Below are 12,614 nucleotides of genomic sequence, written 5' to 3'. Positions count from 1 at the left end.
TGTGATGACGGCGCTTTCATCCCCTCGCAGAGTCGTGGGGATGACGTGAGGTCTGGTGGGTTATCTGATAAAATTCATCGGCTCCCAGTCCTCGCGTTCGGGGCGCGGGGTGGTGTCGGTGCCGTTGATTTTCTTCAGCAGCCAAGCCATGTTGTTGGCCAGCGTACGCATGGTCTGCATACCCTCGATGTCCATCTGCGACTCGCCGGCATCGCGTCCGTAGGCGATATTCCAGTACTGCGATGTCACGATGGGCATGTTGCACATCTGGAAGGGCATGAGCATGGTCTGGTAGGCTGCGGTGGCTCCGCCGCGACGGCAGCAGACCACAGCGGCGGCAGGCTTGTCCTTGAACATGGCGCCTCCGGCATAGAGCATGCGCTGCTGCAGACACAGCAGTTGGCCCGAGGGCTGGCCCCAATATACGGGCGAACCCACGATGATGGCGTCACACTGCTCCATCTTGCCGATGACCTCGTTGGTCACATCGTCGTCGAAGATGCAACGGTTGTCGCCCTGCTGCTTGCACTTGCCACAGGCTATGCAGCCGCGTACGGGGCGTGTGCCCACCCATACGATTTCGCTCTCGATGCCTTGCACTTTCAGTTGCCGGGCCACCTCGCACAGCGCGGTGTATGTATTGCCCTCCCGGCGGGGGCTTCCGTTGATTAGTAATACCTTCATCGTTGTCTTCCTTTATGGCTGCCGTGGCAGGCATGGACACAGCCCTTGCCGCCTGGCCCTTCCACCAGGTTATGTTTATAAGTAATGTGCTACAAAATTACGCAAAAAAATACGCAATCGTCAACAGCACGCCCAGATTTTTCTCAAATTAAGCCATGGCTGTCTCCTTGCCCTCTCTGTGGCGAGCCCGGTCGCTGATGATGTCAGCCATATTCTCCTTGGCCCAGTCGATGAGGCTGTTGACCACGGGCAGAAACGACATGCTGCGCTCCGTGAGACTGTACTCTACCCTCGGCGGCACTTCGGCATAGACTTTACGGCTCACGAAGCCGTCTTCTTCGAGCATGCGAAGCGTCTGGGTGAGCGATTTCTGTGAGATGTCGGGCAGCAGACGCTGTAGTTGCTTAAAACGCAACGACTCCCTGTGCTGTAGAGTATACAGCACAAGGAGTGACCACTTGTCGCCCACACGCGCGAGTACGTTGCGGATGGGGCAGTCGGGGAATAGGGCGTCTCTTGTGTCTTGTAAGATTTCCTGTTCGTTTGCCATTATGTTATTGTTTCGTATCGATGATGTTGGCATCGTCCATGAAGCTGGTGATAGGCTTGGCTTCATACTGGATGCACATCATGACCATGTCTTTGTCACTGTTGTTGCGCAAGGCTCTTACACCTGCGGGCGACACGCGGATGATGCTGCCTTCGCCCACCTGGTTCTTCTCGCCGTCGACCTCGTATTCGCCTTCGCCCGAGATGATGACATAGAGCTCTTCGTGGGTCTTGTGTGAATGGAAGAAGGGTGCATCCTCGCCGGCAGCCAGTCGCTGCAGTGAGCACTGGGCCCCGGTCAGCCCGAGTTCGTCGCCCAGGAATATCTTGCCTTCTACATTGTTCCAACCATTGAGGTTCTTGATTGCGTAATTTGCCATAATTCTACTTGTTTTGATGAATGATTACTGTTATTGTATCTTTGATGCTGCAAAGTTACTAACAGTCTCGTTGTCATGCAAGTAGGCACCTCCAGGTGGGCTGGTTACGCCAAGGTTACCAATGGCTGTATGAGCCGGTTACGCCGATGGCGTTAACGTAGTTTAACCCGTAGCCCGGCTGTTGTCCTCTGCGCTTATGCCGACCGTCGGTATTCCGACGGAGTCTTGCCCGTCTGCGACTTGAAGAACCTCACGAAGTGCTGGGGGTACTCAAAGCCCAGTTCCTGACTCACCTGGCTGATGCTGAGTTCCTCGTCGGCGAGCAGTTGTTTGGCGGCGCGCAGCAGCCGGTCGTTGATGAAGTCGCGGGCAGTGCGTCCGGTCTCGGTCTTGACCAGTTCGCCGAAGTATTTGGTCGAGTAGCAGCACTTGTCGGCGAAGTATGCCACAGAGGGCAGCCCCTCCCGTCGTGCCTTGTCGGCTATATAGCGGTCCAGCAGGTCGGTAAACTTCTTCACCACGGTATGGTTGATTTCCTCGCGGGTGACAAACTGGCGGTCGTAGAAGCGCAGACAGTAGTTGAGCAGCAGTTCGATGTTGCTCACTATCAGTTCGCGCGAGTGCTTGTCGATGCCACGCTCCAGTTCTTGCTGTATCATCGCGAGGACACCTCGGTAGATTTCTATTTCACCACACGAGAGATGCAGGGCTTCGTTGCTGGTGTAGTCGAAGAACTCGTAGCGCCCGATATTCTTGCCGAGCTGAGTGCGGTTGAGCAGGTCGGGGTGGAAGAGCAGCGCCGTCCACTTGGGCACGGGCACTTCGGGGTTGGGCTCCACATGGATAGACTGGCCGGGGGCAAAACTGGTTACCGTCATTTCGTCGAAGTCGTACTCCGTACGGCCGTAGGACAGCCGGCAGCCCTTGTTCTCCTTCAGGAAGAGCGCGTAGAGACCGTAGTGACACATGTGCTCTTCGAGTTTCACCTCGCGGTCAAACCTCACCACCGTCACCAGCGGATGCAGAGTCGGCACGCCGTAGTGGTCGTTGAACTCCTGAACCGTACTGAACCTTATCTCTTCCATTATCCTATCACTCTGACGATGTCTTCCACTATCTGCGTGTCGAGCAGACGGTTGTCGGCCATGAGCTGTTGCGCATCGTAGCGGTCGTAGAGCCCTTTCTTCACACCGCCCACCATCACCTTCATGTCCGAGGTGCCGTAGTATGCGGCGATGCGCTCTCCGAAACCGCCGTCACGGCATCCGTCTTCGAGGGTGACCACCAGACGGTGGTCGGGTTTCAGGCTGTCGAGCGTCTCGGCGTCTACCTCGTTCAGGTAGCGCGGGTTGATGAGTGTGGCGTCGATGCCCTGCTCTGCCAGCAGCGCTCTCACCGCCTCGCCCTTCTGGTAGAACGAGCCCGCGGCTATGATGGCCACCGTCGAGCCGCGATGTGTCACGCGGTACGATGCCCTGTAGCCATAGTCTTCATCGACCGGAGCGTCGCTATGCACCACTCCACCTGTGGGCACACGCAGGGCGATGGGCTTGCGGTCCTGACGGATGGCCCAGGCGAGCATGGCAAAGTATTCCTCGCAGGTGGTGGGAGCGAGATAGATGAGCCCCGGTATGCTGCAGAGCATCGGGATGTCGAAGAGGCAGATGTGGGTGATGTCGTTCATCGACCTTATGCCGCCGCCCATCACATTGATGACGGCGGGGTTGGCGTTGATGCAGAGGTCTTGGGCTATCTGGTCGTAGGTACGCTGGATAAAGGTGCTGTAGACCGTCCACACGGGATGCAGACCGCCCTTAGCCATGCCCGAAATCATCGCTGCAGCCTGTTCTTCGGCTATGCCCATGTCTATGTGCTGCTTGCCGGCCTCGCGGCGCTTCTCGGGCGTGAAGCCTCCTGCTGCCGGGGTGCCCGCAGTCACGGCGATGAGCGTGCTGTCGCGTTTCATCTCGCGCAGCATCCAGTCGCTGAAGAGCGCTTCATAGGTTTCCACGGCGGGAGCAGCCGGCCGGCTTCCGTCTTCACGGTTGAAGGGAGCGCCCCAGTGCCATGCCTCCTTGTTCTCGACGGCGGGGGCGAAGCCGTGACCCTTCTCGGTGTGTATGTGTACCACGGTGGGGCGGTCGGTGTCCTTGACGCTGGCAAAGACCTTGATGAGCTGCTCCACGTCATTGCCTTCCTCCAGATAGTGATAGTCGAAGCCCCATGCCTTGAACCAGTTGTGCTGGCACTCGCCGTGGCTCTCGCGCAGGGCACGCAGGTTCTTGTAGATACCACCATGGTTTTCGGCTATCGACATCTCGTTGTCGTTGACCACGATGATGATGCCGGTGCCGAGTTCGGAGGCTTCGTCGAGGCCTTCAAAGGCTTCGCCGCCCGAGAGCGACCCGTCGCCGATGATGGCTATGATGTTTTCGTGGGAGCCACGTATGTCGCGCACCTTCTGCAGTCCGGTGGCCAGACTGATGGATGTAGAGGTGTGGCCCACCTCGAAGTTGTCGTACTCGGGGCACTCGGTGGGCGAGGAGTAGCCGCTGATGGCGTTCATGTCGTCGAGGTCGCCCAGGAATCCGGCGGCACGGCCCGTGAGCACCTTGTGGGGATAGCACTGGTGGCTCACGTCGAAGACAAACTTGTCTGCGGGTGCGTCAAACACGTAGTGCAGCGCCACGGTGGCCTCGACAAATCCGAGGTTGGGGCCTATGTGTCCGCCGTGCTTGCTCACACGGTTCAATACTGCTTCGCGGGTTTCAGAGGCCACGGTCTTGAGGGCCTCCAGGTCCAGCTGTTTCAAGTCGGCTGGCGACTTTATCTTCTCTATGTACATAATTGTAAAAAACGTGTTGATGGTCTACGGTGCAAAGTTACGCACTATAGGCACAGAAGGCCATACCCTGAAATCAGAGAAAATTACCATAATTCCGCTTTGTAGCGCGGCGTCGCTGTCTATAATGGAAGAAGCGTCGGAATCTCACGATATCCGACGCTTCATGCAAGTTGTTCTAGGCGGATTCGAACCACCACAAACAGAACCAAAACCTGTTGTGCTACCATTACACCATAGAACAATCTGGGATGCAAAATTACCAAATTAATTGGCAATAGCCAAATTTTGAGGCTGTTTTTTTAATTTTTCCTTACATTTTGTCCACCGTGGGCAGTGTCTCCGCTGCTTGCAACGGTGAGGCCGGGAGACGCCGAATGGGCAGCGGCGGGCAGGGTGACCACTCGCCTGTCCAAGGCGATGAACCGCAGCCGGTTGGAGACCCCCTTGGCGGTCGCGCTGGGTCACTTGGCTGGCTCGTAACGGATGATACGTGGGCTCGTGACTTATGATACGCGGGCTCGTGCCGTAAGGTACGTAGGCTCGTGACTTATGATACGAACCGGCAGAGGTCATCAGCAGCTCGGCAGGGTTCATCAGCAACTCGCCAAAGGTGGTCAGCAGACTTGCAGAGGTGGTCAGCAGACTTGCGGTGGTGGCTGCGGGCTGCGCGGGGGTGGTGGCGGCGGGTCAGCGATTGTCGTCGAGCGTCTCGCCCATACGCTCCCATATCTTGAGAAAGTCGTGGTGGCTCACCTTGTGTACCGCCGTGACCTTGATGCCGGCGGCGTGGAGCGTGTCGTAAGCCTGCTCGCTGATGTAGTCGGCATAGACCTCTACCACTCCGCCCTCCTTCATGGCTTGGGCGGCGGTGTGTCCGGCAGCGGCTATGGCTACCTTGGCGTCGAGCAGCAGCTCGGGCTCATTGTCAAGGATGTGATACAGTGTGCGCACGCCGTGACCCTCATAGGTCGCCACGCGACCCTCATGAAGGATGACAAGCGACAGGTGGTCGGCATGCAGTCTGTCTATAAGTTGGTTCATCATAGGGCAGTTTCCTTTCTTCTTTAGGGTTAATAGTGCCGAGCAGACAAAACATATCGGCTTCTTTTGCAAAAATAAGAAGAAAAAACGATACTGCCCTCGTCTTTGGGCAAAAAGTTGCGAATAATTTTTGCCCCATCGGCTGTTGGTGTAGGGGATGGGGCTGGTGGCGCCGCGACGGGCGCGTGGGCTGTGGTGACGGGCGCTGGGGCTGTGATGCAGGGCGCTGGGGCTGTGACGGAGGGCGTTGGCGTTGCTATGCAGGGAGCGTGGGCTGTCGCACAGGGCGTTGTGGCTGTGGCGACGGTGCTTAGATGGCTACGGCAAACGACAGTCCGGCAGCCAGGGTGCTCATCCACTCGCGCGAACCGCGGCTGTGGGAGGGCAGCAGGTTGTAGTCGACGAAGAAACGGGCGTTGTAATGGTCGGTGGCGCGGTAGGTGGCTGAGACGCCGGTTCCGAAGGTGGCGCTGTCGCGGGTGCCTATGTTCATGCTCTTGAGTCTGAGCCGCGGGTAGTGTACATAGCCCGCCAGCGCCTTGGTGCCTATCTGCCAGCGCGGGGTGAGGGGCAGCGAGAAGTAGGCTCCGGCATAGCCCGAGACGGCATCGAAGGTGTGGTCTTCTGCCACGTTGCCGTCGGTGATAATCTGGGTGTTGGTCACGGTGACGCGTCCGCCCACGCCCACATAGGGTGTGAAGAAGTAGGCACCCTCGACGCCTGCGGTCGAGCCTGCCGAGGTGCGGAACTCGTGCTGCTCGTCGATGTCGTACTTGCTCAGCGGTATGTTCATGCCCACGTAGATGCCGAGGAACGATGGGCGTCGCATCATGTCGAGGGTATAGGCTGTGGAGTGGTGGGTGATGCCGTGGTCGCGGAAGAGGCGGTCGGCCACCCAGTAGCCCAGTTCGGTAGAGATGATGCCGATGCCTGCGCCAGTGAGGACGTCGCTCAGCCAGTGCTTGTTGTTGACCACGCGCATGAGTCCGGTGGTGGTAGCCACCGAGTAGGCTCCGATGCCCACCCACGGGCTCAGATGGCCGTACTCCTTGCTGAGCATGGTGGCGGTCATGAAGGCTGTGGCGGTGTGGCCCGAGGGGAAGGAGTGGTTGTCGCTGCCGTCGGGGCGCTCTACCTTGGACGTGAGTTTGATGCTCTCGACCACGCTGCCCATGATGGCTGCCGAGAGTGCGCCCGACGCCATCATGCGTCCCCACGAACTGCGGCTCTCTACGCCGGCGGTCTTGAGGCCTATCATCACCAGACCCGGCAGAAACTGCATGCCGTCGTCTACATGGTTGCGATACTCGGGCAGATAGTCATGGCGCAGTCCGCGGAAGTGGGCATCCTGGCCCTTGACCAGCAGTCCGGCTGCCACGAGGGGCACTCCGATGTAGGTCATCTGGTAGAGTCGGGTCGAGGTGAGGCGGTCTATGCGTGGCATGGGCTGCGCGGTGGAGTCGGGGGCGGTGAGGGCGAGAGCCGGGGTGGCGGCGAGGGTGTCGGGGACGGTCTGGGCAGAGGCTTGGGCGGCTGCCATGAGTGCCACGAGTACAACAAGAGTCCTCAGACGGAGGACCAGAGAGCGATGCTGCATCATACGGGTTATGATCCTAAATATTGTCTTTCTATAATAACGCCGGATGAGGCTATATATTATAATAAGGTGTGGGTTTCTTTCTGCAGCGGTAGGGAAGGCAGGCGCGGCGGTGGCTGTGGCGTATAAAAAAGCGGTGGAAACAGGCCCTGCTGTCAGGGACACTGTCTCCACCTATGGAACCAAAGGTAAAATGGTCGGTATCAGCGCTTGATGTCGCGCATAGCCTGATGAGCCATCTTCTGGCAGAGCAGAGCCGTCTGGGCATCGACGCTCTCAGGATGATAAGAGTTGCCTACCACCTTGCGGCCGGTAAGAAATTCGCACCAGGTGCAGGCTGCGGTGTAGCGTCCATAAGCCTTGTTGAGGTGGAAGCCGTCGCGGCAGAGCACATCGCCCATCTTGCCGCGCGCCTTCTGCACCGACATGCCCACAGGGATGATGCGGCTTATGCCCACGCGAGGCAGCTGGTCGGCCATGGTAAGGCAGATGTTGTTGTACATCAACTGCTGGTCGTTGCGGTAGAACCGGAATGCGTGGTGGTGGCTGTCTTTGGCGTAGGCCCAGGTCATGTGCCATACTATCTCGACCTGCTTGTTGGGGCAGATGGCGAGCACGTGGTCCTTGAGCCGCTGCAGATTGGCGTAGGTGTAGGGCAGCCCCGAGAAGTGGCTGGCCTGCTGGAGCGAGATGATGTCCCACTGTTCGTCGGCGATGATGTCGTCGAGCGCCACGTGGTGGCGTGTCACGGTCTTGCCTCCGACAATCTTGCGGTAACGATACTCGGGCTTTCCGGTCTGTGCGTTGCTCCAGTGGCGGTCTATCGAGCAGCCGCCGATATAGGCGTTGCCGATGACCAGACTGTCGCCTTGGGCGGCAGCCAACTCGTAGAGGTACTGCTCAATGGCGTCCTCGGAGAAGCTGTTGCCGATGGCGAGCACCTTGATCACTCGGGCTGCGTCGGCAGAGACTACGGCCATCAACAGAAGGATGGCCCACATCAGACGTTTCATGCTATTCTTGATTTTGGTTGTTAAGTTGGTCTTTGCGAATGAGAGCGAGCAGATGGTCGACAGCCTGCTCCTCGGGTATGTTTTTCTCGACACACTCCTGGCGTCGGTAGAGCGACACGCGGTTGACGCCGGCTCCTACATATCCGTAGTCGGCATCGGCCATCTCTCCGGGTCCGTTGACGATGCAGCCCATGATGCCAATCTTGAGCCCCTTCATGTCGCGGGTGGCCTCCTTGATGCGGGCTATGGTGGCGCGCAGGTCGTAGAGGGTGCGCCCGCAGCCCGGGCAGGAGATATACTCGGTCTTGCTGACGCGCAGACGCGCAGCCTGGAGTATGGCAAAGGCGGTGGCGGCAATGTCGTCGTCGGCAATGGTGCCCTCGTTCATGAGCCAGAGTCCGTCGGTGAGTCCGTCAATCATGAGCGCGCCCATGTCGGCAGCGGCGGCGAGCTGGAAGGCAGCCTTGTCGTCGGTGTGGTACATCTGGGCGAAGACTACAGGATTGGTGACTCCGGCAGCCATCATCTCATGCACCAGCGCACGCTGGTCGCCGGTGGGGTTGGCATGGTGGGTCATAGCCACGACGACCACCTCGGGATGGGCCTTGAGGCAGGCGATATACTCATCGGCGGGGGTGCCATACTGGAGCACGAGAAACTTGACCCGGCTCGTGTCCATGCCGATGAAGGGCATGGCGTGGGTGGGGTATATGGGGCAGACGCGCTCCAGACCTGCCTCGCGCAGGGCGGGCAGAGCGTTGAAGTCGGCGATGTACATCTGCTCGGGGTCTATCTGCCCGGGCATGGTGCTGCCGATGTAGATGTAGTCGGGGCGCTGGTCGGCGTCGGCAGACTGGGGCACCACGCTGGTGATGACCACGGGCACATGGGCGGCGCCGACATTGGCAGCAGCCACGGTGGTGCGGCGCGACGGGTGGAGCCAGTCGAAGCCAGGGGCCTCGGCAGCGGGGATGAGGCGGTGGCCGGCGCGGGCGGTGAAGTGGTCGACCAGCTCTCGGGCCACGGGTATCTCAGCCTCGGGCTCCTCGGAGAGCGACACGCGGATGGTGTCGCCGATGCCGTCGGCAAGGAGGGCTCCGATGCCCACGGCACTCTTGATGCGGCCGTCCTCGCCCTCACCCGCCTCGGTCACTCCGAGGTGGAGAGGGTAGTGCATGTCTTCGCGGTCGAGCTGTGCCACGAGCAGTCGCACAGACTGGACCATCACCACGGTGTTGGACGCCTTGATGGAGATGACCACGTCGTCGAAGTGCTCCCTCTTGCAGATGCGCAAGAACTCCATACAACTCTCGACGATACCCTCGGGCGTGTCGCCGTAGCGGTTGCGGATGCGGTCGCTCAACGAACCGTGGTTGACGCCGATGCGTATGGCTGTGTGGTGCTCCCGGCAGATGTTGAGGAAGGGCACGAAGCGGTCTTCTATCTTCTGCAGCTCCTGGGCGTACTCCTCGTCGGTGTACTCCTGATGCACAAACTTGCGGGCCGGGTCGACGTAGTTGCCGGGGTTGATGCGCACCTTCTCGGCATAGAGCGCGGCGACGTCGGCTACATGCGGGTTGAAGTGGATGTCGGCCACGAGCGGCGTCTTGTAGCCGTCGGCGCGTATGCCGGCATTGATGTTCTTGAGGTTCTCGGCTTCGCGCGAGCCTTGTGTGGTAAGACGCACCAGCTCTCCGCCTGCCTCGATGATGCGCTCGGCCTGAGCTACGCTGGAAGCGGTGTCATTGGTGTTGGTGGTGGTCATCGACTGGATGCGGATAGGGTTGTCGCCTCCCATGTCGATGGAACCTATGTGTACCACTGACGACTGGCGTCGGCGGTAGTTGAACAAATCAGTTGCACTTGTACTCATAGTCCTTGATTTCTGCCAGTTCCTTATTGGCCTTCTCTATCTTGGCGCCGAGTCCGGCTTTCCAGTCGGCCACGACCTGTGCCACGCGCTCGTCGCTGAGAGCAATCATCTCGGCGGCAAGTATGGCAGCGTTCTGTGCGGCATTGACTCCTACTGTGGCCACGGGTATGCCTGGGGGCATCTGGATAATGCTCAGCATGGCATCGAGTCCGTCGAGCATGCCCTTGATGGGCACTCCGATGACGGGCAGAGTGGTCGAGGCGGCAATCACTCCGGGCAGGGCTGCCGCCATGCCTGCTGCAGCGATGATGACGCGTATGCCCCGCTCCTTGGCTCCGCGTGCGAATGCCTCTACGGCGTCGGGGGTGCGATGTGCCGAGAGCGCGTTGACCTCAAAGGGAATCTCATGGTCGTTGAGCCACTTGCAGGCTTTCTCCATTACGGGCAGGTCGCTGGTGCTGCCCATGATAATGCTAATGATTGGTTTCATAATATGTATGTTTATGATATGCAGTTCAGATGATAACAATAAAGCCGATTAACAGTCCGATGCCATAGCCGGCAAGCACCTGGCCGAGGGTGTGCTGGTGGAGGATGATGCGGCTGGAGCCCACCATGCCCGAGACGAGCAGGGTGAAGCAGAGCCACCACACGGGGTTGAAGGCAAAGAGCATCGAGAACGCCATGAGCGCTCCCGTGACGCCACCGATGGCGGCGGTATGGGTGGAAATCTTCCACCACACGTTGACGATGGCGCACACTATCTGGATGAGCAGTGCCGCCATGAGGATGCGCGCCATAAAGCTGGGGATGCGCAGCCGCGTCATGAGGTAATAGCAGGCGAAGTAGCAGAAGATGGAAACGGCGTAGGGCACCATGCGGCGCTCCTTGACGCCTATCTGCAGCGGCGTCCAGCCCTGATAACGGTGGTAGAGGTGGATGAGCAGCGTAGGCACGAGGATGGTAAACAGATAGACCATGCCCAGTACCAGCAGTTTGTATGCCCAGGGGAGTAGCCCGAGATAACTGAAAACAAACAGGGCTACCAGTCCCACGATGGGAAGGTAGAAAGGAGTGAAGATGGCGCTCATCACGCGCGCCGCAATGATTATCTTTTTCGTGTTCATCGTCTAAGTCGTGCTACGGGAATGCCCAGTCGGTCTCTGTATTTGGCTATGGTGCGCCGCGCCACGGGAAATCCCAGTTCCTTCATCTTCTCTGCCAGTGTGTCGTCGCTCAACGGGGCGCGCTTGTCTTCCTTGTCGATGAGCTCCTGCAGCGCCACGAGCAGCCGGCGGGTAGATGTCTTCTTGCCATTGCTGCCCACATAGCCGTCGGAGAAGAAGAACTTGAGCGGGTGGATGCCCCACTGGGTCTGCATGTACTTGGCGTTGGCCACGCGGGAGACGGTAGAGATGTCGAGTCCGGTGACGGTGGCGATATCCTTAAGTATCATGGGTCGCAGGTCGCTCTCGTCGCCGTCGAGGAAATACTGTCGCTGCCAGTCGATGATGGCCTGTGTGACCAGAGTGAGCGTCTGTCGCCGCTGCTCTACTGCGCGGATAAATCCGCGTGCCTTGTCTATCTTCTCTTTGGCAAAGAGAATGGCCTCTTTGGCGTTGCGGTTGAGTCCGTCCTTGTTGCGCTTGTAGGTGTCGACCATGTCGAGAAACTCTCGGCTCACGCAGAGCTGCGGGATGTCGCCGTCGTTGAAGGTGAAGCTGATGTGACCGTCGTCAGAGGTTTCGACGATGATGTCGGGGGTTATCTGCTGCCACTTGCCGTTGGCAGTGCCGTCGTAGGCCACGCCGGGCTTGGGGTTGAGCTTGGACAACTGGGCGCGTAGGGCTTCGGCCTGGACGTCGCTGAGCTGCAGACTCTGCTGTATCTTGTCCCACTGGTTGTGGGTGAAGGCTCTGTAGTACTGTGTGATGACGCGCCGCATGAGCTGCTTGGTCTGCGACTCCTCACGGCGGTTGATCTGGATGAGCAGACACTCCTGCAGCGAGCGTGCGCCTACGCCAGCAGGGTCGAAAGTCTGCAGAATGGCGAGCATACGTTCAATCTCGCTCTCGGCAACGTCGATATTGTTGTAGATGGCGAGCTCGTCGCAGATGGTGCTGATATCCTTGTGGAGCAGGCCGTCGGACTCGAGCGAACCGATGAGGTATTCGAGTATGGCGCGCTCGGTATCGGTGAGCTGTAGCTCCATCATCTGCTCCTTGAGCTGGTCGTAGAACGAGGGGATGTCGGCTTCGTACTGTGCAGGTTCGGCAGAGGCTGTGCCCTGGTGGTATCCGTCGGCGGGCGAGACCTCGTCGTCGTTGTCGCCCAACTGCTCGAGGGCGCTGTCGAGGGCGTCTTTGCGCTCCTGGCGCTCATTCTGCTCGTCAAAGGTCTCTGCGGTGTCGTCGTTGTCGAGCTGGTTGTCGCTATGGGTCAGGTCGTCGGCGTCGTCAACACGCTCGAGGGCGGGGTTGTCGTTGAGCTCGGTGTTGACGTGCTCTGCCATTTCTGCGGCGGGCATCTCAAGCATTTTGACCAGCATCATCTGCTGCTGGGTGAGGCGCTGCTGCTGGATGAGGCGCTGCTGCTGTTCCTGTATTAAACGTTGCTCGTTCATAACCTGAAG

Annotated in this window: 12 protein-coding genes and 1 tRNA gene; all 13 read right to left on the bottom strand. The window is 59.1% G+C overall.

What is annotated here, in order from left to right:
• Positions 1-60 precede the first annotated feature (60 nt).
• Entirely contained in the window at positions 61-684 is a 624-nt protein-coding gene (locus CIK87_RS08205) for a flavodoxin family protein (RefSeq protein ID WP_094386783.1), read from the bottom strand.
• Positions 685-832: 148 nt separating this feature from the next.
• Positions 833-1,234 (bottom strand): helix-turn-helix domain-containing protein, encoded by a 402-nt coding sequence (locus CIK87_RS08200; protein WP_094386782.1) that lies wholly within the window; start codon positions 1,232-1,234, stop codon positions 833-835.
• A 4-nt stretch (positions 1,235-1,238) separates the two neighbouring features.
• Positions 1,239-1,613 (bottom strand): cupin domain-containing protein, encoded by a 375-nt coding sequence (locus CIK87_RS08195; RefSeq protein WP_094386781.1) that lies wholly within the window; start codon positions 1,611-1,613, stop codon positions 1,239-1,241.
• Between the two features lie 194 nt (positions 1,614-1,807).
• On the bottom strand, positions 1,808-2,698 hold the full coding sequence (locus CIK87_RS08190; RefSeq protein ID WP_094386780.1) for an AraC family transcriptional regulator: 891 nt from the start codon (positions 2,696-2,698) through the stop codon (positions 1,808-1,810).
• Positions 2,698-4,458 carry a 1-deoxy-D-xylulose-5-phosphate synthase gene (locus CIK87_RS08185; protein WP_094386779.1) on the bottom strand — a complete coding sequence of 587 codons (1,761 nt, stop codon included), beginning with the start codon at positions 4,456-4,458 and terminating at the stop codon, positions 2,698-2,700. Before CIK87_RS08185 ends, CIK87_RS08190 begins: the two co-directional genes overlap by 1 nt.
• A gap of 170 nt (positions 4,459-4,628) precedes the next feature.
• A tRNA-Gln gene (locus CIK87_RS08180) sits at positions 4,629-4,699 on the bottom strand.
• Positions 4,700-5,145: 446 nt separating this feature from the next.
• Entirely contained in the window at positions 5,146-5,502 is a 357-nt protein-coding gene (locus tag CIK87_RS08175; RefSeq protein WP_094386778.1) for a DUF1893 domain-containing protein, read from the bottom strand.
• A gap of 307 nt (positions 5,503-5,809) precedes the next feature.
• The gene (locus tag CIK87_RS08170; RefSeq protein ID WP_254046533.1) at positions 5,810-7,099 is read right to left on the bottom strand and encodes a phosphatase PAP2 family protein; all 1,290 of its coding nucleotides are present in this window, start codon (positions 7,097-7,099) and stop codon (positions 5,810-5,812) included.
• 200 nt (positions 7,100-7,299) lie between these two features.
• Complete coding sequence (locus CIK87_RS08165; RefSeq protein WP_094386777.1) at positions 7,300-8,109, bottom strand: DUF4886 domain-containing protein; 810 nt, start codon at positions 8,107-8,109, stop codon at positions 7,300-7,302.
• Between the two features lies 1 nt (position 8,110).
• Entirely contained in the window at positions 8,111-9,982 is a 1,872-nt protein-coding gene (locus CIK87_RS08160) for a 4-hydroxy-3-methylbut-2-en-1-yl diphosphate synthase (protein ID WP_094386776.1), read from the bottom strand.
• Positions 9,963-10,472, bottom strand: coding sequence for a 5-(carboxyamino)imidazole ribonucleotide mutase (gene purE, locus CIK87_RS08155; protein ID WP_094386775.1), 510 nt, complete (start codon positions 10,470-10,472; stop codon positions 9,963-9,965). The genes CIK87_RS08160 and purE overlap by 20 nt, the downstream gene beginning before the upstream one ends.
• 25 nt (positions 10,473-10,497) lie before the next feature.
• Positions 10,498-11,109, bottom strand: a complete 612-nt coding sequence (locus tag CIK87_RS08150) for a phosphatase PAP2 family protein (protein WP_022310468.1) — start codon at positions 11,107-11,109, stop codon at positions 10,498-10,500.
• Positions 11,106-12,605, bottom strand: a complete 1,500-nt coding sequence (gene rpoN, locus CIK87_RS08145) for an RNA polymerase factor sigma-54 (RefSeq protein ID WP_094386774.1) — start codon at positions 12,603-12,605, stop codon at positions 11,106-11,108. The genes CIK87_RS08150 and rpoN overlap by 4 nt, the downstream gene beginning before the upstream one ends.
• Between the last annotated feature and the right edge of the window lie 9 nt (positions 12,606-12,614).

The sequence above is a fragment of the Prevotella sp. P5-64 genome, assembly GCF_002251285.1.
Taxonomy (GTDB): domain Bacteria; phylum Bacteroidota; class Bacteroidia; order Bacteroidales; family Bacteroidaceae; genus Prevotella.
Note: the sequence above shows the minus strand (reverse complement) of the source record. Positions and strands in the feature narration are given on the sequence as shown.